The 21298-nt window shown below is 59.0% G+C and carries 21 protein-coding genes and 2 pseudogenes; 13 read left to right on the top strand and 10 right to left on the bottom strand.

Going from position 1 to position 21298, the window contains the following annotated elements:
* Positions 1-3 precede the first annotated feature (3 nt).
* From OU789_RS14725 to OU789_RS14715, 3 genes are read left to right on the top strand one after another with little or no spacing between them, the layout of a single operon-like run.
* The gene (locus tag OU789_RS14725; RefSeq protein ID WP_274656332.1) at positions 4-1008 is read left to right on the top strand and encodes a branched-chain amino acid ABC transporter permease; all 1005 of its coding nucleotides are present in this window, start codon (positions 4-6) and stop codon (positions 1006-1008) included.
* The gene (locus OU789_RS14720; RefSeq protein WP_274656331.1) at positions 1001-1744 is read left to right on the top strand and encodes an ABC transporter ATP-binding protein; all 744 of its coding nucleotides are present in this window, start codon (positions 1001-1003) and stop codon (positions 1742-1744) included. Before OU789_RS14725 ends, OU789_RS14720 begins: the two co-directional genes overlap by 8 nt.
* A complete protein-coding gene (locus tag OU789_RS14715; RefSeq protein WP_274656330.1) occupies positions 1737-2435 on the top strand; it encodes an ABC transporter ATP-binding protein in 699 nt (232 codons plus the stop codon). The genes OU789_RS14720 and OU789_RS14715 overlap by 8 nt, the downstream gene beginning before the upstream one ends.
* A gap of 36 nt (positions 2436-2471) precedes the next feature.
* On the opposite strand, the gene OU789_RS14710 is transcribed toward OU789_RS14715, so the two are convergent.
* On the bottom strand, positions 2472-3371 hold the full coding sequence (locus tag OU789_RS14710) for a LysR family transcriptional regulator (protein WP_274656328.1): 900 nt from the start codon (positions 3369-3371) through the stop codon (positions 2472-2474).
* A gap of 96 nt (positions 3372-3467) precedes the next feature.
* Positions 3468-4343 (bottom strand): dioxygenase family protein, encoded by an 876-nt coding sequence (locus OU789_RS14705; RefSeq protein WP_274656326.1) that lies wholly within the window; start codon positions 4341-4343, stop codon positions 3468-3470.
* A gap of 245 nt (positions 4344-4588) precedes the next feature.
* Between OU789_RS14705 and OU789_RS14700 the strand changes: the two genes are divergently transcribed.
* The 8 genes from OU789_RS14700 (at position 4589) to OU789_RS14665 (ending at position 11811) form a co-directional block, all read left to right on the top strand.
* The gene (locus tag OU789_RS14700) at positions 4589-4990 is read left to right on the top strand and encodes a hypothetical protein (protein WP_274656553.1); all 402 of its coding nucleotides are present in this window, start codon (positions 4589-4591) and stop codon (positions 4988-4990) included.
* Positions 4987-5844, top strand: a complete 858-nt coding sequence (locus tag OU789_RS14695) for an alpha/beta fold hydrolase (RefSeq protein WP_274656324.1) — start codon at positions 4987-4989, stop codon at positions 5842-5844. The genes OU789_RS14700 and OU789_RS14695 overlap by 4 nt, the downstream gene beginning before the upstream one ends.
* 28 nt (positions 5845-5872) lie before the next feature.
* Positions 5873-6067, top strand: a complete 195-nt coding sequence (locus tag OU789_RS14690) for a hypothetical protein (RefSeq protein ID WP_274656323.1) — start codon at positions 5873-5875, stop codon at positions 6065-6067.
* Between the two features lie 8 nt (positions 6068-6075).
* Entirely contained in the window at positions 6076-6936 is an 861-nt protein-coding gene (locus OU789_RS14685) for a 3-keto-5-aminohexanoate cleavage protein (protein ID WP_274656322.1), read from the top strand.
* A complete protein-coding gene (locus OU789_RS14680; RefSeq protein ID WP_234172514.1) occupies positions 6933-7637 on the top strand; it encodes a CoA transferase subunit A in 705 nt (234 codons plus the stop codon). Before OU789_RS14685 ends, OU789_RS14680 begins: the two co-directional genes overlap by 4 nt.
* A complete protein-coding gene (locus OU789_RS14675) occupies positions 7637-8260 on the top strand; it encodes a 3-oxoacid CoA-transferase subunit B (RefSeq protein ID WP_274656319.1) in 624 nt (207 codons plus the stop codon). The genes OU789_RS14680 and OU789_RS14675 overlap by 1 nt, the downstream gene beginning before the upstream one ends.
* Positions 8253-9461: a benzoate/H(+) symporter BenE family transporter gene (locus tag OU789_RS14670; protein ID WP_274656318.1), complete on the top strand. Its 1209-nt coding sequence runs from the start codon at positions 8253-8255 to the stop codon at positions 9459-9461. Before OU789_RS14675 ends, OU789_RS14670 begins: the two co-directional genes overlap by 8 nt.
* Before the next feature lie 82 nt (positions 9462-9543).
* Complete coding sequence (locus tag OU789_RS14665; RefSeq protein WP_274656317.1) at positions 9544-11811, top strand: NADP-dependent malic enzyme; 2268 nt, start codon at positions 9544-9546, stop codon at positions 11809-11811.
* A gap of 58 nt (positions 11812-11869) precedes the next feature.
* Here the strand turns inward: OU789_RS14665 and OU789_RS14660 are convergent.
* The 3 genes and pseudogenes from OU789_RS14660 to OU789_RS14650 all read right to left on the bottom strand — a co-directional run.
* Positions 11870-13045 (bottom strand): annotated as a pseudogene (locus OU789_RS14660) (FAD-dependent monooxygenase); the annotation flags it as partial.
* 56 nt (positions 13046-13101) lie between these two features.
* Positions 13102-14394: an IS256 family transposase gene (locus tag OU789_RS14655; protein ID WP_274656316.1), complete on the bottom strand. Its 1293-nt coding sequence runs from the start codon at positions 14392-14394 to the stop codon at positions 13102-13104.
* Positions 14395-14492: 98 nt separating this feature from the next.
* Positions 14493-15257 (bottom strand): annotated as a pseudogene (locus tag OU789_RS14650) (FAD-dependent monooxygenase); the annotation flags it as partial.
* A 140-nt stretch (positions 15258-15397) separates the two neighbouring features.
* On the opposite strand from OU789_RS14650, the gene OU789_RS14645 reads away from it, so the two are divergent.
* On the top strand, positions 15398-15835 hold the full coding sequence (locus tag OU789_RS14645) for a MarR family winged helix-turn-helix transcriptional regulator (protein ID WP_274656315.1): 438 nt from the start codon (positions 15398-15400) through the stop codon (positions 15833-15835).
* A gap of 124 nt (positions 15836-15959) precedes the next feature.
* Complete coding sequence (locus OU789_RS14640) at positions 15960-16655, top strand: hypothetical protein (protein WP_274656314.1); 696 nt, start codon at positions 15960-15962, stop codon at positions 16653-16655.
* Positions 16656-16825: 170 nt separating this feature from the next.
* Here the strand turns inward: OU789_RS14640 and OU789_RS14635 are convergent, their stop codons facing one another.
* From OU789_RS14635 to OU789_RS14615, 5 genes are all read right to left on the bottom strand, one after another.
* A complete protein-coding gene (locus tag OU789_RS14635) occupies positions 16826-17173 on the bottom strand; it encodes a GNAT family N-acetyltransferase (RefSeq protein WP_274656312.1) in 348 nt (115 codons plus the stop codon).
* A gap of 98 nt (positions 17174-17271) precedes the next feature.
* Positions 17272-18288, bottom strand: coding sequence for a Gfo/Idh/MocA family protein (locus OU789_RS14630; RefSeq protein WP_274656310.1), 1017 nt, complete (start codon positions 18286-18288; stop codon positions 17272-17274).
* A 93-nt stretch (positions 18289-18381) separates the two neighbouring features.
* Positions 18382-19389, bottom strand: a complete 1008-nt coding sequence (locus OU789_RS14625) for a LacI family DNA-binding transcriptional regulator (protein ID WP_274656309.1) — start codon at positions 19387-19389, stop codon at positions 18382-18384.
* A 47-nt stretch (positions 19390-19436) separates the two neighbouring features.
* Positions 19437-20426, bottom strand: a complete 990-nt coding sequence (locus tag OU789_RS14620) for an ABC transporter permease (protein ID WP_274656307.1) — start codon at positions 20424-20426, stop codon at positions 19437-19439.
* Positions 20423-21184 carry an ATP-binding cassette domain-containing protein gene (locus OU789_RS14615; RefSeq protein ID WP_274656305.1) on the bottom strand — a complete coding sequence of 254 codons (762 nt, stop codon included), beginning with the start codon at positions 21182-21184 and terminating at the stop codon, positions 20423-20425. Before OU789_RS14615 ends, OU789_RS14620 begins: the two co-directional genes overlap by 4 nt.
* Between the last annotated feature and the right edge of the window lie 114 nt (positions 21185-21298).

Here is a 21298-nt window from a genome sequence, read left to right as displayed (position 1 = left end):
ACGATGTTTCGCCACAACACTCTTCGTTACACCGCTCTGGTCCTGCTCGCAGCCGGTGCCCTCTTCCAGGGCTTTACAGCCGAATATTTCGGTCTGGAGATTCTGACCGAAATCCTGATCCTCGCCATGTTGGTTCTGGCGCTCGACATCGTTGCGGGCTTCGGTGGCATGGTCTCGCTTTGCCACGGCGCGCTGATGGGGGTCGGGGCCTATTCCTACGCAATCCTGTCGACCAAGGCAGGGATCGCGCCGCCCGTCGCTATGGCGGGTAGTATTGCGCTGACTGGTGCGGCTGCCTGGGTCATCGGCGCCATCGGTTCGCGCAGCCATGGTATCTATTTCATCATGGCGACACTTGCTTTCGGGCAAATGGCCTATTCCTACGTATTCGAGGCGCCGATCTTTGGCGGCGACGATGGGTTGGGCGGCATATCCCGGCTGGACTTGAGCTTGTTTGGCGTCGATCTGAACGACAGTCGCAGCTTTGCACTCTTCTGTCTGGCCATTCTCGGGGCGGTTTATGGTGCTTCTGTGCTGATCCTGCGATCCGGTCTTGGTCGCTCGCTCACCGGCGTCATGCACAATGAACAGCGGATGCGCGCGCTCGGCCTGACGGTCTGGCGAGTAAAGGCCGATGTGTTCGGACTATCCGGCATGATCGCAGGCCTCGCCGGAGCGCTGGCCGCACAACACATCATGTATATCTCGCCGGGTCTGCTCAGCTGGACCGTCTCGGGCGAAGCACTGGTTGTGGTGATCCTTGGCGGTCTTGGAACGCTTGTCGGACCGCTGATCGGAGCAGCCGCCTTTGTGGTCCTGAAACATGAACTGAGCTCGGTCACGACCTATTGGCACCTTGTTGTCGGTGTCATCCTGATCGCCGTCGTGATGAGCCGCGCCAACGGCATCTTCGGCTGGATCGAGGCCCGCTGGGGCGGCGTATTCGACCGCCGTCTTGCTGATGCAACTCGCAAACAGGAGCCCGAGGAGGCGTTGACCGATGCTTGAGACACGTAATCTGGACAAAAGCTTTGGCGCCGTTCACGTCACGCGCGACGTGTCGCTAAAGCTGGAACGTGGCGAGCGCCGGGTGATCCTGGGGCCGAACGGGGCGGGCAAGACAACGCTGTTCAACCAGCTTGTCGGCGAGCTGACCCCAGACAGCGGATCGGTGCATCTCGCCGGTGAAGATGTCACAGCACTTCCCGTTGCCAAACGCGCCCGTCGCGGGCTTTCGCGGAGCTATCAGAAGAACACGTTGTTCGATGGTCTGACGGTCGAGGAAAACCTTGGGCTTGCGGCTGCAGTTCACACCGGCAATGCGACACAGCTTTGGTCGGACAGCCTGGCAAAACCCGAAGTCCGTGAAATCGTCGAGGAGGTGGCAAGCCAAGTGAACTTGATGCCCTTCATCCACGCGAAAGTGTCCGAGATCAGCTATGGTGTGCGTCGCCAGCTTGAAGTCGGTGTGGCGCTGGCCACGCGGCCGCTGGTGCTGCTGATGGACGAACCGACCAGCGGCGTCGGGCCGGAAATGTCCAAAGGGTTTCACGACCTGCTGGCGGGCCTGCCGCGCGACCTGACCATGCTGATCATCGAGCATGACATGGACCTTGCCTTTGACGTGGCCGACACGATCACGGTGCTGAACTACGGCGAAGTGGTCTTTGATGGTCTGCCTGAAGAGGCGCGCGGGTCGAGCCTGCTCAAGGAAATCTATCTGGGGAGCTGGGAAGATGCTTGAACTGAACGCAATCGAATCCGGGTACGGCGAAACGCAGGTCTTGTACGGCCTGTCGCTTCAGGCGCAGAAGGGCCGAGTTTTGGCCATCCTCGGGCGCAACGGTGCCGGCAAGTCCACGACACTCAAGACGATCATGGGTCTTTTGCCGCTGAAGTCCGGCGAAATCCTGTGGGGTGGCAAGCCGATCGCTGGGCAACCCTTCGACATCGCCAAGAGCGGGATCGCTTATGTGCCAGAGACACGCGATATCTTTCCGTCGCTCAGCGTGCGCGAGAACCTTGAGATTGCCGCCAAGCGGTTTGGCGGCTCGAACCCTGAATGGACGATGGAGCGGGTACTGGACCTGTTTCCGCGACTGGGAGAGCGCATGGACAACGGCGGCACGCAGCTTTCGGGTGGCGAGCAGCAGATGCTGGCCATCGCGCGCGGACTTCTAATGAACCCAAAGCTGCTCATCCTTGATGAACCGACCGAGGGCCTTGCTCCCATCATCGTCAAGCTTATTCACGACAAGCTGCAAGAGCTGAAAGCGGCGGGCTTGTCGATGATCATCGTCGAACAGAACTTCGGTTTCGCCACCTCACTGGCCGATGACGTGGTTGTCGTCAGCAAGGGGCAGATCGTCTGGACGGGAGATGCCGAGGCGATCAAGACCGACGAAGACGCGCAGCACACCTGGCTGGGCGTATAAGATCTGCCTGCAGGGCCATCGCGCCCTGCAGGTGCTTCACTTTCTGACAGGGCTTTTTCGCGCCACTTTCTGCGCGATGCTGACGAAATTCTTGACGTGAACACCCTGTTCATCGAGGCGGTAATTGACCGAGAGCTCGGTTCGCGCGATCTCGGGTTCGATATTGAGAAACTTCATACCCTTGCGCGGCGCATTCGCGACGGATTCCGGGACGATGCACACGCCCTCACCGACCGCGACAAGGCTTAAGGCGGTTTGCAGATCCATGCACCAGATGCGCAGGGGCACCTCGAATCCCGCATCCTCAACAGCTTTGAGGACCATATCGGCATAGCTGGGCCTTGGGCGTTCGGGATAAAGGATCAAATGGTGGGTCATGAGTCGTTCGAGCTTGGCAACCGTCCGGGTGCCCGTATCGACTATATCGGGCAGGGCGAGGATCAGCTTTTCTTCGACCAGGTGCTTTGACAGGAATTCAGGGTCCTTCAGGGTTGGCCGGGCAAATACTACGTCGAGTTCCCGTGACACCAAGGACCGGTGCAGTTCGGCGTTGTTCATCGGGATCAGGCTTAGGTTTACGTCCGGGTAATTCGCCCGGTACGATCTGATGATGTTCGGCAGAATTCCGAATGTGGCAGAGCCGACGAACCCAATCCTGAGCCGTCCCTCCGCCCCTTGTCCCAACCGACGCACTTCGAGTTGCGTGTCTTCAAGCTCTGCGAGGATAGTCTTACCACGCTTCAGCAACCGCTCACCTGCCTGTGTCAGGGTGATCGCGCTTCGACCCCTGTTGAACAGGATCGCGCCGAGATCTTCCTCGAGCTGCTTGATCTGACGGCTGAGCGGGGGTTGCGCCATATCGAGGCGTTCTGCGGCGCGCCCGAAATGCAGCTCCTCGGCCACTGCAATAAAATAGGTCAGCTGTTTGAAATTCATTTTCGCCGTCCTCCCAAGAACTTACGATATGCCATACCTCAAAACGAAAAAAGGCCCCCGTCTTGCGGGGGCCAGTCTTCAGGGAGGTATCGGGGATTACTCGGCGGCGATCGCCTTTTCGTTGGCGGCCGTCTTGAGGACGAAATCGAACTCGAAGTGCAGGTCGGTGCCCAGGTCGGCGGCAGCCGGTTTGAACTTGCCGATCAGGCTTTCCTTGACCGCAAAGACGCTGTCTTCTTCGAGCCATGCGCTGTCGGCGTCGTAGATTTGGCTGATCAGCGGACGGTAGCCATCCTTCGAGATGATGAAGTGCATGTGGCCCGGGCGGTTCGGGTGGTGGCCCATGAAGCGCAGCAGCTCACCGGCGGTTTCATCGTCCGGGATCGGGTAGGGGACGGGGCGCACGGCGACAAAGGCGTAGTGACCGTTTTCGTCGGTCTCGAAGCGGCCACGCAGGTTGTATTCGGGCTGATCGGGGTCGAGGTTTTCGTAGATGCCGTTCGGCGCGTCTTCCCAGACGTCGAGCGTCACACCGGCGATGCCGTTGCCGTTTTCATCCTTGATGTAGCCTTCGAAATAGGCGGTTTCTTCGTCGTCATAGTGCTTCTGGATGGTCGAACCACCCTTGGGTAGAACCGGCGGGTTCTCGCGGTAGAACGGGCCCAGGACGGTGGACTCGCTTTCGTTACCTTCGACCGGGTTGGTCATCATGTCGACCAGAACCTCGACACCAAGGATGTCGCCCAGCAAAATGAATTCCTGACGGTTGTCGTTGCAGAGCTTGCCGGCGCGGGCCAGGTAGTCGCAGACGAACAGGAATTCGTCGTGCTGCAGTTTCACGTCCTTGATGAAAGCGTGCAGGTGCTTGACCAGGCCAGTCGCGAGTTCGCGCTGGCGGTCGGTGATGTCTCCGTGCTTGCCGAGGCTCGCGATCACGACGTCGGTGATGTTGTCTTGGTTGACGATGCCCATGGGTAGTTCCTCCTCCTGGCAATCTGTGTATCCGGTTACGAGTTGCGTGACTGCCTCTCGTCGCAACACAGACTTCGCCGAATCCCCACTCTTACCCAATGCCTGCAGCGGTATCGGGTGATACCGACGGCGCCCCGACCCTTGCGAACATGGCGTTTCTCCAAAGGTCGCAAGGCAGAGTATTGACCCATACCCTCGCTGGCATGGCCCAGAGGCCCGCGATCGTGGCAGCTATTCCCCAGCTTATGAACGCATGGGAGGCCAAGGTGATCGATACCTTCAAGCAAATACAAACGCGCCTTGAGGCAACGCCGCACTTGCTGCGCCTCGGTCGGCTGTTTTCCGAAACCGTGCTCATCGAAGTGGGTGGTGATGAATTCTACCTGTCCTTCGAGAAGGGGCGCATCGTCTCGGTCGTCGAAGGCCCAAGCCGCAAGACGCCTTGGCGCTTTGCTCTGCGTACGGATGCCGAAGCGCTGAACAAGTTCTGGGAAGCGCGGCCGGAGCCCGGCTTCCATGACATCTTTGGACTGGTGAAGATCGGTCGCGGTCGGATCGACGGCGACATTCTGAGCCTCGTCAAAAACCTGCGCTTCTTCAAGGAAGTGCTGACTCTCGCTCGCGTAAAAGAGGAGTTGGCAGCATGAGCATCGAGCCGATCACCGGTCGCTATGTCACCGTCACCGTGGGCGGCGCGCCACGCCGTATCTATTTCGAAGAGGCCGGGCAGGGGCGTCCGATCATCTGCCTGCACACCGCAGGCGCAGATACCCGCCAGTGGCGTCATCTGATGAATGACGCCGAGATCACTGCATCGAACCGCCTGATCGCCTTCGACATGCCGTGGCACGGCAAATCGCTGCCGCCCGAAGGGTTCGAGACCCAGGAATATTTGCTGACGACCGAAGCCTACATCGAAACCGTTCTGGCCGTCGCAGGCGCGCTGGGTCTTGATCGCCCGGTCCTTGCTGGCTGCTCGATGGGCGGGCGGATTGCGCTGCAAATCGCAGCGCTTCACCCGGAAAAATTCAGCGGCTTCATCGCGATCGAGGCATCGGATTTCCAGCCCGCATGGTACGATATCGATTGGTTCCACCGTCCCGATGCCCATGGCGGTGAAATGGGCGCGGCGCTCGTGTCGGCCAATATCTCGCCCTATGCGCCTAATTCCGAACGCTGGAACACGCTTTGGATGTTCATGCAGAGCGGTCCGGGCGTTTTCCGCGGCGATCTGAGCTTTTACACCCGCGACGACAGCCTGATCCCGCGCCTGCCGACTATCGATACGCGGGCAACGCCGGTGCACATCATCGTCGGGGCTTATGACCTGACGTGCACGCCCGAAGACGCCGAACGCACGGCCAAGGCCATCCCGGGCGCCACGCTGGCGGTCATGGACGAGCTCGGTCACTTCCCGATGAGCGAACACCCCGAAGGCTTTCGTCCATTCTTCGTGGACGCACTGGAAAAGATGCCAAGCCCGGCGGCGAAAGCTGCCTGACGATAACCCCTGCGCAGGAGGAGGAGCCATGTGCAAGAACGCGAAAAACCCATGCCCTGGATGCAAGAAACATGAAAAAGCCGACGCGGCCTGGATGTTCTTCACCGACGACGAGCGCAAGGCCATCGAGGCGTCGCGCAAGTGGTCGGCACTGTTTGACCTTTCCTTTCTGAAACCTGCGGCCGGACATGCTGGCACCCGTCCGGCCGCGTCCAACGGATAATTACACCGATGACCACTCCCTGCATAATCTGTGTGGCGATCACGGGCAGTCTGCCCACAAAAGCCAACAACCCCGCCGTTCCGATCACAGTTGCTGAACAGGTGGAATCGACCCAGCAGGCCTTTGAGGCCGGGGCCACCATCGTGCACGCCCATGTGCGCAATGATGACGAAACCCCGTCTTCCGATCCGGAGAAGTTCGCCGCGCTGAAAGAGGGGATCGAGAAACACTGCCCCGGCATGATTATCCAGTTCTCGACCGGTGGGCGGTCAGGCGCGGGGCAGACACGCGGCGGGATGTTGCCGCTTTCGCCCGACATGGCCTCGCTGTCCGTCGGATCGAACAATTTCCCGACACGTGTTTACGAAAATCCACCTGATCTGGTGGACTGGCTGGCGAGCGAAATGCTGACCTTTGACGTCAAACCGGAGATCGAAGCCTTCGACCTGAGCCATATCCTGAAAGCCAAGGACATGGCCGACAAAGGTCAGCTTGTGGGCACGCCGTACATCCAATTCGTGATGGGCGTGAAAAACGCGATGCCCGTCGATCGGGACGTGTTCGACTATTACATTCACACCGTGCGCCGCCTGTTCGGTGAAGACGCCCCATGGTGCGCCGCGGGCATTGGTGCCAATCAGCTCAAACTGAACGAATGGGCCATCGCCGCGGGCGGTCATGCCCGCACCGGTCTGGAAGACAATGTTCGACTGGATCGCGACACGCTCGCTCCCAGCAACGCGGCGTTGGTGCGCCGGGCTGTTGAGATCTGTGAGAAAAACGATCGCCCGGTGGCAACGTGGCAAGAGGCGCGCAGCATTCTTGGACTGCGCTTGTCCGAGGGTGCCTCGAAAGGACGCGCAGCATGAACAAGGTATACAAAACAGCCGCCGAGGCTCTGGATGGCCTCCTGCATGACGGGATGTTGGTCGCTGCCGGGGGCTTTGGCCTCTGTGGCATTCCGGAACTTCTGATCGACGCCATTGTGGCAAGCGGCGTGAAAGACCTGACCGTCGCATCGAACAATGCGGGCGTCGATGACTTCGGTCTCGGGAAGCTCTTGGCCACCCGCCAGATCAAGAAGATGATGTCGTCTTACGTCGGCGAGAACGCAGAATTCATGCGCCAATATCTGAGCGGAGAACTGGAGCTGGAATTCAACCCGCAAGGCACGCTGGCCGAGCGCATGCGCGCTGGCGGGGCAGGCATCCCCGGATTTTACACCCAGACCGGCGTCGGCACCCAGATTGCCGAAGGCAAGGAAGTCAAAGAGTTCAATGGCAAAGAGTACATCCTCGAAGAGGGCATCTTTGCCGACCTGTCGATCGTCAAAGCGTGGAAAGCCGATGACACCGGCAACCTGATTTTCCGGAAGACCGCGCGCAACTTCAATCCGCCCGCCGCCATGTGCGGCAAGGTCTGCGTGGCCGAGGTCGAGGAGATCGTGCCGCGCGGCTCCATCGATCCGGATCATATCCATCTGCCGGGGATCTACGTGCACCGTCTGATCCAGGGTCAGCACGAGAAACGCATCGAACAGCGCACCGTGCGCAAGCGGGAGGAAGCATAATGCCCTGGGATCGCAATCAGATGGCGGCACGTGCCGCAGAGGAACTCGAAGACGGCATGTATGTGAACCTCGGGATTGGCATCCCGACGCTTGTTGCCAACTATGTGGGCGACAAGGACATCACCTTGCAGTCCGAAAACGGTATGCTCGGCATGGGCCCGTTCCCCTATGAGGGCGAAGAGGACCCCGACCTGATCAATGCGGGCAAGCAGACGATCACGGAGCTTGCGCGCACGAGTTATTTCGACAGCGCCACGTCCTTCGGAATGATCCGTGGCGGAAAAATCGCGGCGGCTGTCCTGGGGGCTATGGAAGTATCCGAGAAGGGTGACCTCGCAAACTGGATGATCCCGGGAAAGCTCGTGAAGGGTATGGGCGGTGCGATGGACCTCGTCGCGGGTGTCGGCCGTGTCGTTGTCGTCATGGATCACACAAACAAGCACGGTGACAGCAAGGTTCTGAAGGAATGCACCCTGCCGTTGACCGGCAAGGGCGTGGTGGATCGCATCATTACGAATCTTGGTGTGCTGGACGTGACCCACAAGGGTCTGCACATCGTCGAGTGCGCCGATGGTGTCTCCCGCGACGATATCATAAAGGCGACCGAGGCAACGATTGTCTGACGCGGCAGGATATCAAGGGCTGCGCCTGAGTGACATCTCCGGCTCCGCAATCGGCGCCGGTTTTCTGGCTGTCCTTGTATCCTATGCAGGTCCTCTCCTGATCTATCTGAGCGCTGCTGAAGCGATGGGGATCTCGAAGGAGGGGTTCTCGTCCTGGGTCTTTGCAATTTCCGTGGCAGCTGGCCTGTCGAGCATTGGGCTCAGCCTCTGGTTCCGCGTTCCGGTCGCAATGGCATGGTCGGCCCCTGGCACGGTCCTTCTGATTTCTCTTGGGACATCCTTGTCACCCGCCGAGATGGTCGGTGCCTACGTCGCTGTGGCAGCGGTTCTGGTCCTCATCGGCATCTCCGGCGTATTCGAACGCCTTGTACAACTCTTGCCGCCTTCGGTGACCAATGGAATGATGGCTGGCATCCTTTTCGGGTTCGGCCTGAAGGCCGCCGGAGGATTGGCAACCGATCCTGCTGCAATTGCGCTGCTGATCGTCGTCTTCGCCGTCTGTGCGATGGTCTTTCCCCGTTATTCCATGCTTTTCCTGCTGGCCTCGGCACTGTTGATCAGCGCCGTCTTCTACGATGCATCGGTTGGAACCGTGGGTGTGGCTTTTCCGTCCCTCGAAGTCAGCGGACCGGCCTTTTCAACGGGAGCCATGCTGAGCCTGGCATTGCCTTTGATCATCACAACACTGAGCGGACAATACCTTCCGGGGATGGCGATCCTAAGGGCCAATGGCTTTCAGGTTTCGGCAAATCCGATCCTCATTGTTGGCGGTCTCGTCTCTGTCCTCGCCGCGCTCTTGGGCGGAATCACAACCGCTCTAGCCTCGATCACCGCAGCCTTCTGTGCGGGATCAGATAGCCATGAAGACCCCGACCGCCGTTATGTCGCCGGCATCGCCTGTGGCGTTTTCTTCTGCCTTGGCGGCGTTTTCGCCGGGACCATCGTTGAAGTCCTGGTGCTTTTGCCGACTGCCCTTATTGCCCTGCTGGCTGGTCTCGCGCTCTTACAACCTATCCTGAAATTCACCGGTGCGATGCTGGCGTCCGACGATGCTCAGGCCGGGCTGCTCACGTTCCTGTTCACGGCATCCGGCGTGACCCTGTTCGGGATCGGTTCGGCGTTCTGGGGCGTGGTGATTGGGATCGCCGTTCACTTTCTGGGCACGTCCGCGGCGATAATTTCGGGCGGCACAAACACCTGAGAATTTGCACATTCATCATATGACGGCTGGTTATGGAGAGACGAACGGACGTCCTGCCAAACCGCCGGGACGAGGAAAAACCATGACAACTGAGCTGAAAACAGAAGCGCTGAATTACCACTCTCGGGGACCTGCCGGAAAGATGCAGACCCTGCCGACGAAGCCCATGACCACCCAGCACGATCTGGCACTGGCTTACAGTCCCGGTGTTGCCTTTCCGTGTGAAGAGATCGCTGCAGACCCGAGCACTGCGGCTTTGTACACCGGTCGTTCGCATACCGTTGCGGTGATCTCGAACGGTACGGCGGTGCTTGGCCTGGGGAATATCGGCGCCTTGGCGTCGAAACCGGTGATGGAGGGCAAGGCAGCGCTTTTCAAGAAGTTCTCAGGTCTCGACTGCGTTGACCTTGAGGTCGATGAAACGGACCCGACCCATTTCATCGAAGCCGTCGCGCGTTTGGAGCCGAGTTTTGGAGGCATCAACCTTGAGGATATCAAGGCGCCCGAATGCTTTGTCATAGAGAAGGCCCTCAAGGAACGCATGGGCATCCCTGTCTTCCATGACGATCAGCACGGCACGGCCATCGTTACAGCAGCAGGCATCCTGAACGCCCTGATCCTTGTCGACAAGAAGATCGAAGACGTGCGGATCGTGGCAAATGGGGCAGGTGCCGCATCGCTTGCCTGCCTTGACCTGTTGGTCAGCTTCGGGGCATCGAAGGACAATATCATTGTCTGCGATAGCAAGGGGCCAATCCACATAGATCGCGACAATCTCGATCAGTACAAGGGAGCCTATGCCGCGAAGACCAGCGCGCGTTCGCTGGCAGAGGCCATGGTTGGCAGCGATATCTTCCTTGGCTTGTCAGTTGCAGGTGCGGTCAGCAAAGAAATGGTCGCCAGCATGCGGGACAATCCGATCATCTTCGCCATGGCCAACCCGGAGCCGGAGGTCCGCCCGGAAATGGTGCGGGAAGTGCGCGACGACGCCATCATTGCGACAGGGCGCAGCGATTACCCGAACCAGGTGAACAACGTCCTGTGTTTTCCCTTCATCTTCCGCGGCGCGCTTGACTGTGGCGCGACCGAGATCAACGAAGAGATGAAGCGGGCCTGTGCACTCGGCATCGCTGAAATGACCCGCAAGGCAGCACCGCACACGGTCCTCGCAGCCTACGGCATCGACAGGCTGAAATTCGGACCGGATTACATTATCCCCAAGCCATTCGATCCACGCCTGATCATGGAGATCGCACCACTGGTTGCGGAAGCTGCCGAAAAGAGTGGTGTGGCGACGCGGCCAATTGAAGATCTGGGGGCCTATCGAGAGCAGCTGCGGCAACACGTCTTCCGGTCAGGTCTTCTGATGAAGCCGGTGTTTGATCTCGCCATGCGCAACCCTGTGCGGGTTGCCTTTGCCGAAGGCGTCGAAGAACGGGTTTTGCATTGCGCAGATCAGGCCATTCGACAGGGCATCGCCAAACCCGTCCTCATCGGATCGGTCGAGCGGATCGAGGCCAAAATAAAGGACCTCGGGCTCGCCCTGGCAGTGGGCGAGGATATTGAGGTCGTGGACCCGCACAAAATGGATCGCACTGCCTTGTCGGAAGATCTGCACAAGCGGATTGGAAGGAATGGGATAAGCCCTGTCGAAGCGGATCGCTGGGTCAGGAATGACCGAACCGTTTTGGCCAACTTGCTTCTCGCTCATGGCAAGGTGGATGCGGTCATTTGCGGAACCGGGGGCCGGTTCGGTCACCAACTCGACACGGTTGAACGCATCATCGGTCGCAAGGAAGGCGTGCGGGCGCTTTCCACGCTGAATGCTCTGGTGATGCCGAAAGGCACGATTTTCATTGCCGATGCATACGCGAACCTCGACCCGACCGCGGAGGACGTTGCGGATATCGCGACGCTGTCGGCCGAAGCAGCACGCAAGATGGGCGTGACGCCACGTGTAGCGCTCGTAAGCCATGCAAATTTCGGTGATCGCCCAAGCCTGTCGTCGGCAAAGATGCGCCAGGCACTCGAATTGTTGCACGCCCGCAAGGTCGAATTCGAAGTCGATGGCGAGATGCACGTCGGAGCGGCGCTGGACCCCATACAACGCAAGCGTGCCTACGCGCATTCGCCATTGACGGGTTCCGCCAACCTACTGGTGATGCCCAATGCGGATGCGGCGCATATCGCATTGAACCTTCTGCGTGAAATGGGAGAAGGGGTGTCTGTGGGACCGATTCTGATCGGTGCCTCACAGCCTGTCCACATCGCGTCTCAATCCGTCAGCGTGCGCGGGCTTTTGAACCTGACGGCCTTGGCTGCTGTCGATGCAGCGGGATCAAAGACGTAATCTGACGCTGGGCCTGGAACTACCGAAAGATACTATGCCGACGTAAAGCCTCGGCTGCCTATGGGTGATCTTGTGGCGTGAGTATTCCATTGAAAAAGGCAGATAGCTCGTCGAATGCATACAATGTCAGGACATGCGCGACATACTGATCGGGACGCACGATGATCAGACACCCGCTCGTTCGATCGATCCCGCGCATGTCAAAGATGTCGTCGCCCAGCTTGTGATCGACACAAAAGACTTTCTCGAAATCGCGCAACCCGTAGCGCCCCTTTGCAGGCCGAAGAAGCGAAGGCATGTCCTCGTAGTTCAGAGATTTGAAGTCCTGTTGGAAAACCGCGCGCAGGTCGAACAGGGCGTCGATGTCTTCGTCCGTTCGCGTGAACCGCTGAACGGGCGAGGCAGAGCCGTTTTCCAGCCAGCTGCAAAGCCGTTCGATGGTGCCGCCCGTAGCACCCACGTCATCCTGACCGGCAAAGGCATAGAGGCGCCAGCGTCCGTCCGCCTCGGCCGCGTGACCGAGGTGTAATGGCTTGGCGTCAGACAGACGCAACACCGGCGCGGAATGGAAGCGTTTTCCAATGAGCTGCCCCGTCGCAAGTTCTTGATATGCATGGTTCGCGATAATGCGAGACGGTTCATACTTCACCGCCAGCCCGCCCGTGAATTCGAGATTCTCGATGAACTGCTTCTGGAAGCGCGGCATGTCGGAGCCATCCAGCTCGGATTCGCCCGGTGGTGCGCTCATGATGCGGGCCCATTTGTGATCGGTTTCGACCAGACGCTTGGCCTCTTCCAGACGCTCGGCGGAATAGCTGTGTAGCAGGCTCGCATCCGTGCGGCCGGTAAGGACATGGGCCAGTTTCCAGCCCAGATTGAACGTATCGCCCATGGAGACATTCATCCCCTGACCGGCTTTCGGGCTGTGGGTGTGGCAGGCGTCGCCGGCGGTGAAGACCCTTGGATTGCGCGTGGCTGTCTCGCCGTCGGGCACGTCGTCGAACTTGTCGGTCAATCTGTGCCCGATCTCGTAGATCGACCACCAGACCACCTCTTTGACGTCGATGTTATAGGGCCGCATGATCCGGTTCGCCGCGGCGATGATGTGTTCGGACGTCAGGTTCCGGTTCGCGACTCGTTCGTCGGGGTTGAGCTTATCCAGCTCGACATACATCCGGAAAAGGTAGCCGCCTTCGCGGGGAATTATCAGTACGTTGCCTTCCTTAGCCGACTGGGAAATGTCCCGGCCGATGTTGAAAATCGCGACGGGTGGCGTTGCGGATTTCATGGTTATGCGGCCTCTGCGATCGGGTCAATCGGAGCGCCGGCCTCTGGGTCGCGGTGCTTCTTGAGCGCGGCCTTGAGGATTGGCAGCTGCCTGTAGGCCTTGAGGCGGCGGAAGCCCTTGGCGGCTTCGAGCATGCCGGCGGCGGTCCAGCGCAAGGCCATCTGCGCATCGCGCCAGCGCTTCACGTTCCGGCAGACCTGCCGGATCACGGCGTTCATCGACTCGATGATGTTGGTCGAGGCCAGTGATCGGCGCAACTCGATCGGCAAGCCGAGCCGGATCACGGTCAGGATCTCGTCGAGGCCTTCGAGAATGCTCTTCGACACCCCCGGCGCCTCGAGCTCGAGACGGCGCGCCAGGCTACGCAGAAGGCGCTCTGCCTTGTCGGCATCGTCCATCTCCCAGGCCTGGCGGAGCGCCCTGCGGACGGCGGCATGGCGCTTGGGATCGAGCCGGTCGGTGATGTTGCGGGCCTTGTGAACCTGGCAGCGCTGGATCGGGATGTCGGCCCCGAAGGTCCGGCGGATCGCCTTGGTCAACGCCTTCGCGCCGTCGACGATGAAGAGGCGGCAGACCTCGGGATCGACCCCGCGCTCGATGAGGTTGTCCAAAAGGGTCTGAACGGTCGCACTGTTCTCGGTGGCTCCCTCGACCACGCCAAGCGGATGCTTGCGACCCTCGGCGTCGACGCCTACCGCGCCGATCATCAGCAGGTTGTCGGCCATGTGCAGCCCGTCGATCTGGATCACCAGAAGGTCGAGTTGGGAAAGATCCGATGCCATCCATTCGGCCAGCCGCGCTTCGGTCAGCGCCTTGAACCGCCGCGAGACCGCGGATTTCGACAGTCCGGATCCTGCATCCGCCGAGATCCCGGCCTCGGGCAGGCGCACGGCGCGGCCGACCTTCCGCGTGGCGACGTTCATCAGCATCAGGTTCATGGCCCATTCCTCGAGCCAGCCGGCAGCGGCCGCCTCCTGCCAGCTGGGCAGCGGCAGTTCCTTGCCCGTGGACTTCGAACGTACACGCGGCCGCTCGAGTTCGACCTTGCCGCCATGAAAGCCGAGACGACCACGGGTACGGCCCCATCGATATCCGGGCTTGTCCGTGTTGCGGGCATGCGCATCGCCCGCCAGGCCCTTCACGTCGTCTTCCATAATCTCGCTCAGGGCCGCGACGCCTGCGATCAGGCAGAATTGGTCGAAGCTCTGCCCAACCGCGTCCCAGGCCGTTTCAACCGCCGAGGTCAGCTCAGAATGGCTGGCCAGCGCCAGCTCCGATGTCGTAGTCTTCTTCATGGTGTTGCTCTCCGTTTTGGTTTGAACACCCCGAGCCTATGGCTCAGGGAGAGCAACGCCATCCTTCCGCTCAATTTCAACATCCGCCGGGACATCCCCGCCGACTGAATCAGGCATTTGCGACGCAAGTCCGGAAAGTCGGAATTTGCCAGGATGTCCATTACGCCCCATGCTTGGTGCGCGGCGTCGCCATGCAGTTTGCCGCCGATTGCCTTGCGCACAGTGCTGCGGGCCCCGTCGCACCCAACGACATAGTTGGCGCGAACAGTCGCCGTGTCGCCAGCGCTGCCGTCTTCCTTGACCCGTTCCAGCGTGACGGTCACCGGGTGATTTTCGGTGCCCGTGTCGATCTGCAGGTCCACGACCCGCAGCCCGTAGTGCGGCTCCAAGCGTGTCGGGGATTTCTTCATCACGTCGAGAAAAAGTTGGTGAATGCGCGCCTGGTTGACGATGGTATGCGGCATCTCGGACTGGTCATCGGCCACGTCCTGAGCGATTCCGACACGTGTGATGTGGTCCGTGTTCGCTGGATCGGGCTTCCAGAACGTGGTCTGGTTCACCCAGTAGGCCTCGCGCTTGACCTTGTCGGCAAAGCCAAAGGCCTGAAACATCTCCATCGAGCGAACATTCACGCCATCGGCCTGACCCTTTTCCATTGGGCCATTCTTGGGCTCGACGATCATAGTCGTAATCCCGGGAAAGCCAGCGAGTTGCGCGGCAAGACACAGGCCCGCAGGGCCGCAGCCGGCAATCAGCACGTCAACTGTCGGAGGCACCGCGCCACCGTGGGGTTGCTCTCGACCAGGGGCAGGGGCCTTGAGATCCGGATCTCCGGGTCTGAACCCGTCCACATAGTACTGCATCAATTTCTCCAGAAGTCGTGCTGCGGCCTAGGTATAGTATTTGTACTTACTATATCGCGAAAGAAAAGGTATGTGTGCATACCTTTTCAGATGTACTAACGAGTTGGCTGTAACGAAACTCACACTTGAGGAAATTTGGTATGAACGTCTTTGGTATGGCTGGGCATTTGATCCGCCGACTGAACCAGTTGTCGACTCAAGTGTTCATGCATCGCATGCAAGCAGCAGGATACGACCTCACTCCGGTTCAGTTTGCTGCGCTCGACACCATTCGTGCGAACCCTGGCCTAGACCAGGCAAGCGTTGCGGGAAGAATTGCGTACGACAAGGCGACAATCGGTGGAGTCATCGACCGGCTGGAACAAAAGGGATATGTCGAGCGGTCCGTCAGCAAGTCGGATCGGCGCGCGCGAGAGGTCACGCTCACAAACCTTGGTGGAAAGACCTATGACGCGATACTGCCGATCGTAGAGGAACTTCAGGCGGAGATACTCTCGGGCCTCACATCGGAGGAACAGGATCAGTTCATGATGCTGGCAACGAAGGCAATCCAGGCTGGTTCGAGCGACCCGAAATAGCTACGTCAGAAACGACCAAGAAGCCAATTATTTAACATAAACTTCATTATGCGCCTTTGCACTCAGTGTTGCGATAGTATATTATCGTATGTATGTTGGACTCCTGTCACGGAGGTTCCTCACCATGCGCCATTTACTCAAGAAGCTCTTCCCCTCGGTCGCAGTCGCTTTGACCGCGACAGGTTTTTCACTGCCGGTACCCGCCCGCGCTCAGACATACCCGATCGATTGCGCGATCCTCCTGTGCCTGTCTTGCGGCTGGCCTGCTTCCGTCCCCTGCGCCCGGGCCCGCGCCGAATTTATCCGGCGGATTACACCTTGGCCGGTCGAACCACCGCTGCAAATCTGGCGCTGTCCCATGGGCGCCTCCTACGAGAACGATCGGTTACAAAACAACGCTGGCCGCATCTTTGAAGCCTTGTACCGGCCCGACAGCCGTCGACCGCTCCAATCCTTGCCAGTAGATAATCTCGTTCCCACCGACCTCGCCCTGCAGCTCGTTCAGGATCGCGCGGACATCGATATCAGCGGGCCAGAGTTCAATTTTGTGCGGTCCATCCGCGTATTCGATGTACGGTATGCACGACAACACGAGTCCGGACGCGATGGTGACTGCAACCGAAGCGCGACCGTGGTTCTCGGCACCTATGGGACCCAAGGCGATTTCGCATGGCAGCGATCTTCCATAGCTGCTCTACCCGAGGCACATGTGGGACTTGAACGTTGGGGCCAGAATTGCCCTAGTATCTATCTCCGATCTGTCTTCGTCGATTGGCGTGACTATGAGGGCAACTACGGCTTCGAACAGGTGAACTACTAGCGCAGACAAAGACAGCTTTGCCATCATACTGCGAGAATTTGAGCGTGCTGAGTTGCTCAAATACCGGTCCTTCGCTGCTTTCGGTGCGTATGCCCGGAGAGCGGGACGAAGCTGACTTAGAAACTGGCGGCAGGAACGGCCGCTATCTCGCACATCGCGTCAAAGCTCTTTCAATACCCAGCTACGGGCCACCGCTCGAAAGCAAAAGCTTCATACGCATGACAGGCACCTTCATGCCCGCTGTCTCTGATGATCTCGATCATTATCATCTTCGCGCCAAATGCATCGATCTTATCCTCCGCGTGTCGCATTAGCGCTTTCGAGATCCTTTTGCGCTGATGATCTGGCGAAGCTGCGATGATGTAGATCGCGCCCATCCAATCATCTGGATCGAGCCTCAGCCCGCCGAAGCCAGCAAGAGCACGCTCAAGTACGGCAAGCCAAATGCTCTCTGGCTCATTCTGCGTCTTAGAAAAGGCTGGGGGCCAACCGAGGTCAACAACGAAACTGACGGTCATCGCTGCGGCGGTCGTTATCTGCGCCCAGCCTTACAGCCAGTAACGGCAACATAATGGGGGCAGCCTTGCCGTCCGTCCAACAAGATCAAGAGTTTCAATCACCCTACAATGCTTGTGTGCCATTCGTCTAATAATGCAGCCATCGCCAAAGATTCTTCTGTCGAAATCGCAGGATACGTAAACTCTTTGCGCCCGGCACCGATCGCCAGATTGGCTGCGTCGGCTTCATATGCATACAGCATTCTTGATGCAGGAATCGATTGTGTTCGATGCGAACCCTCAGACCAGATTTCAATGTCACTGTCCGCTGGCGCGGCTTCATTTCCCGGCAGCCAAGGGGTATCAAGCACGACTTTGCCATGCTTGCAGTGAACCGCAACCCTTTGTCCAATCTCACGCCCGACAGCGCAAGCAATCTCGGCAGTAATATCGTTATCGAACCGCAACAGCGCCATTGCCAAGGCGTCGACACCGCTTTCAGCGCGTAGTCCAAGGGTCTTGGTCTCAACTGGCCAAAGGTAGCTGCCGGCACCCGCTCCGGCAAAAAGACATGCCGCCGACATGACATAGCCGCCCACGTCGAAGATGCCACCACCAGCGAGATTGGGATCATAGAGGCGTGATTTCGGGTCGAACGGTTCATCAAAACAAAAGGTCGCACGGATGTGCTCGACTGGTCCCATCGAAGGATCGTTCACAATTTCAAGCGCGGCGCGGATTTGGGGGTGATGTAGGTACATATAGGCCTCACCCATGAAAAGCTCCTGCGCGCGCGCCGCGTTCACGATTTCCAGAACGTCCGGTCTGTTCAGCGCGGCAGGCTTTTCGAGAAGAAGGTGCTTGTTGGCACCCAAGACCATCAACGCATGCTCTTTATGAAACGGGTGCGGTGTGGCCACATAGATCGCGTCGATATCGGGATCGGCACAAAGGGCCTGATATCCCTCGTAGCATCTTTCAGCTTCCACGCCATAGCGCGCACCAAACGCCTCCGCCCGGTCCTTCGTTCGTGACGCGACGGCTACCAATGTGCCGTGCGCGGATTCACCAAGTCCCTTTGCAAATGCGTTTGCGATGGTTCCAGGCCCGAGTATCCCCCAGCGAATTTCTTTCATTTTTGTTCCCTTTCAATACTTCGATTTATCTGCTCCGCATTCTGGACCTGACGGGACGCAACATCAGAAACATCGCAAACATTCGATATGCGCTTAGACAGACCCGCGCTCGATTAGTTCACATTCGACCTTCAATTGGTTGTGGCGCGGTGTTAGGCCCGCGGCGAGATCAAGGACCTGATCCACCGCGGCGGCGCCCATATCATAATGCGGAAGAACGAGTGTCGTCAGCGGGGGGCGCATGAACTGGGCAATCTCGCGGTTGTCGAACCCGACCACTGCGACGTCTTCGGGGATGCGCAAACCTGCCTCTTTCAGAAACTCGTAGCAACCCACCGCCATCATGTCGTTGGCGCAGAAAATCGAGTCGGGCGGCGTGTCGAGAGCCAGAAATGCCTTGGCGCCGTCATAGCCTGATTGGGGTTCCCAGTTGCCGCTGTAAACCAGATCCGGGTCAAAGGTCAGGTCGTTGCTGGCGAGGGCCTGACGATAGCCCCGGAAACGGTCGCTCGAGGCATCGATGCCGTCTTGCCCGTTGATGAATGCGATCCGTTTGCGACCTGCATCGATCAGGCACTGTGTGCCCCTGCGGCCCCCTTCGACGTCGCCGGGCAACACGCTCGGCAGGCGCCGCTTGTTGTCGTAGCAGTTCACAAGAACGGCCGGGGATTTTAGGAGCAACGGGCTGAGGGTGATTTCGCGGGTCAGGATCGTGCCGCAAATATACCCGATAACGTTCATCCCTTCATATTTCTGGCGCAGGTCATCGTCTTCCAGAAACCCTGCACTGCTCACGGACAGCATGATCGAGACCCCTTTTTCGAGGGCGCGCTGGCGTGCGCCCTCGAATGCGAGCGCCATCCAGGGGTCGCTGACCAGTTCATCTGTGGCGAACGCGATGAGATTGGTGGAGGGTGTCCCCTGCCACGATCCCCGCTGGACCAGACGGTAGCCCAGTTCATTTGCGGCATCGAACACACGCGTGCGGGTTGCCTCACTGAACTTGGCTCCGGGGCTTCCGTTGAGGATAAGAGACACCGTCGCCTGCGACACTTCGGCCTTCGCGGCGACATCCATCATCGTTGGTTTCAGTGTCTTCATATTCGCATTTCCCTCTCGCACATCCGTCATCTCAAAGACCGGCATCGTCAAGTTCGGGCATTCCGGAACCTATCAAATGCGACCGCGACGATAATGAACGTACCTATGAACATTCCTTGCCAGAATGTCGATATCCCGAGGAGGATAAGTGAATTGCGGATCACCTCGATCAGCAACGCGCCGACGACCGCACCCAGCGCGGTGCCTTCCCCGCCTGCCAAATTCGCCCCGCCGATAACGGCGGCTGCGATCACCGTCAGTTCCATCGCCTGACCGAGATTGGTGGTCACGGAGCCCAACCAACCGGTCATCAAGATTCCGGTGATTCCCGCCGTCAGGGCAGAGAACATGTAGATCGTGACCTTCTGGCGTTTTACCGCGATGCCATTCAGGGTCGCAGCCTGTTCGTTGCTGCCGATGGCATAGACATACTGCCCCCAGCGCGACCATTTGAGTATCAGCGCTGAGAGAACGCAAAGCGCGATCAGGATATAAGTGGGATGGGGCAGTCCAAGGGTCGAACCGCCACCGATCCAGAGCAGAAGGTCGTGATCGGGGCCGAATTCCCAGATCATCTTGTTGTCCGACAGCACCATGGCGAGCGACCGCGCCCCCGATAGCGTGCCGAGGGTCACCACAAAGGGCGGCATGCCCGCATAGGCAATCAGGATGCCATTGAACGCCCCCACCGCAAGCGCTGCTACCAGGGCCACGATCGCGGACACGGCAAAGCCCCACCCACCCGACATCATGACGCTAAGGACCATCGCGGACAGGACAACGGTTGATCCAACCGACAAGTCGATCCCGCCCGAGGCAATGACCACTGTCATGCCGATGGCGATGATCGCCACGAAGGTAAAATTGCGCAGCACATTGAATATATTGCGCGGGGTGGCGAAGGTGTCGGTCAACAGGGTCAGGGCGATACAGGCGACAACAGCCGCGAGGATAACCCAGAACACCGGAATAGACGTGAGCCGCGACAGCGGGCTTTGGTGTTCGGATTTCCCGATCAGGTCATCAAGGGTGGTCATGCTGGTGTCTCCTCTGACAGGGCGGTGTCGATGGCCCCTGTGATCAGGCCTGTCACTTCTTCTGGTGACGATGTTGCTGTGGTCTTGCTTGCGACGAGTTGACCGCGGCGCAGCACGGCAATCCTGTCGGCGACGCCGAACACGTCCGGCATCCGGTGGCTGATCAATATGACGCTGATGCCGCGATCCCTCAGACGTCGAATCAGGTCCAGCACCTCGGCGACCTGACGGACGGAAATTGCGGCGGTCGGTTCGTCCATCAGCACGATCTTGGGTTCTGACAGCAGAGTGCGGGCAATCGCAACGGCCTGACGTTGACCGCCTGACATGCGCCGCACCAGATCGCGCGACCGCGTTTCGGATTTGAGCTGTTTGAACAGCTCTGCAGCGTGGCGATTCATGCCCGCGTAATCAAGCCAGCGAATCGGTCCGAAGCTGCGCATCTTCTCGCGCCCGAGAAAGACGTTGGACGCCGCTGTCAGATGATTACAGAGCGCGAGGTCTTGATACACGACTTCAACACCTTGGTTTTGAGCATCCAGCGGGCGGTTGAACACCACAGGCTTGTCATCGATGAGCAACTCTCCCGAGGTTGGCCGGAAATTTCCCGCGATAATCTTAACCAGCGTTGATTTGCCTGCCCCGTTGTCCCCCATCAGGCCGAGCACTTCGCCCGGCTGAACGTCGAACGTCACCCCCGATAACGCCTGGATCGCACCAAATTTCTTGGAAATATTATTAATTCTAAGTCGCGACACCTGTCTCTCCCTCCCTCAACCTTACTGTATTCTTCAATGATATATGGCCTGCAGCTTGAAGCCTTACTCCCCAGATGGATGTCACAACCATCTACTTGACTTAATAATATTAGT

The sequence above is a fragment of the Halocynthiibacter sp. C4 genome, assembly GCF_028823805.1.
GTDB lineage: Bacteria > Pseudomonadota > Alphaproteobacteria > Rhodobacterales > Rhodobacteraceae > Falsihalocynthiibacter > Falsihalocynthiibacter halioticoli.
Note: the sequence above shows the minus strand (reverse complement) of the source record. Positions and strands in the feature narration are given on the sequence as shown.

What these genes read in the sequence shown, in the direction of transcription:
- OU789_RS14725 (WP_274656332.1), top strand. Translation starts at nt 4, where the DNA reads ATGTTTCGCCACAACACTCTTCGTTACACCGCTCTGGTCCTGCTCGCA.
- OU789_RS14720 (WP_274656331.1), top strand. Translation starts at nt 1,001, where the DNA reads ATGCTTGAGACACGTAATCTGGACAAAAGCTTTGGCGCCGTTCACGTC.
- OU789_RS14715 (WP_274656330.1), top strand. Translation starts at nt 1,737, where the DNA reads ATGCTTGAACTGAACGCAATCGAATCCGGGTACGGCGAAACGCAGGTC.
- OU789_RS14710 (WP_274656328.1), bottom strand. Translation starts at nt 3,371, where the DNA reads ATGAATTTCAAACAGCTGACCTATTTTATTGCAGTGGCCGAGGAGCTG.
- OU789_RS14705 (WP_274656326.1), bottom strand. Translation starts at nt 4,343, where the DNA reads ATGGGCATCGTCAACCAAGACAACATCACCGACGTCGTGATCGCGAGC.
- OU789_RS14700 (WP_274656553.1), top strand. Translation starts at nt 4,589, where the DNA reads ATGAACGCATGGGAGGCCAAGGTGATCGATACCTTCAAGCAAATACAA.
- OU789_RS14695 (WP_274656324.1), top strand. Translation starts at nt 4,987, where the DNA reads ATGAGCATCGAGCCGATCACCGGTCGCTATGTCACCGTCACCGTGGGC.
- OU789_RS14690 (WP_274656323.1), top strand. Translation starts at nt 5,873, where the DNA reads ATGTGCAAGAACGCGAAAAACCCATGCCCTGGATGCAAGAAACATGAA.
- OU789_RS14685 (WP_274656322.1), top strand. Translation starts at nt 6,076, where the DNA reads ATGACCACTCCCTGCATAATCTGTGTGGCGATCACGGGCAGTCTGCCC.
- OU789_RS14680 (WP_234172514.1), top strand. Translation starts at nt 6,933, where the DNA reads ATGAACAAGGTATACAAAACAGCCGCCGAGGCTCTGGATGGCCTCCTG.
- OU789_RS14675 (WP_274656319.1), top strand. Translation starts at nt 7,637, where the DNA reads ATGCCCTGGGATCGCAATCAGATGGCGGCACGTGCCGCAGAGGAACTC.
- OU789_RS14665 (WP_274656317.1), top strand. Translation starts at nt 9,544, where the DNA reads ATGACAACTGAGCTGAAAACAGAAGCGCTGAATTACCACTCTCGGGGA.
- OU789_RS14655 (WP_274656316.1), bottom strand. Translation starts at nt 14,394, where the DNA reads ATGAAGAAGACTACGACATCGGAGCTGGCGCTGGCCAGCCATTCTGAG.
- OU789_RS14645 (WP_274656315.1), top strand. Translation starts at nt 15,398, where the DNA reads ATGAACGTCTTTGGTATGGCTGGGCATTTGATCCGCCGACTGAACCAG.
- OU789_RS14640 (WP_274656314.1), top strand. Translation starts at nt 15,960, where the DNA reads ATGCGCCATTTACTCAAGAAGCTCTTCCCCTCGGTCGCAGTCGCTTTG.
- OU789_RS14635 (WP_274656312.1), bottom strand. Translation starts at nt 17,173, where the DNA reads ATGACCGTCAGTTTCGTTGTTGACCTCGGTTGGCCCCCAGCCTTTTCT.
- OU789_RS14630 (WP_274656310.1), bottom strand. Translation starts at nt 18,288, where the DNA reads ATGAAAGAAATTCGCTGGGGGATACTCGGGCCTGGAACCATCGCAAAC.
- OU789_RS14625 (WP_274656309.1), bottom strand. Translation starts at nt 19,389, where the DNA reads ATGAAGACACTGAAACCAACGATGATGGATGTCGCCGCGAAGGCCGAA.
- OU789_RS14620 (WP_274656307.1), bottom strand. Translation starts at nt 20,426, where the DNA reads ATGACCACCCTTGATGACCTGATCGGGAAATCCGAACACCAAAGCCCG.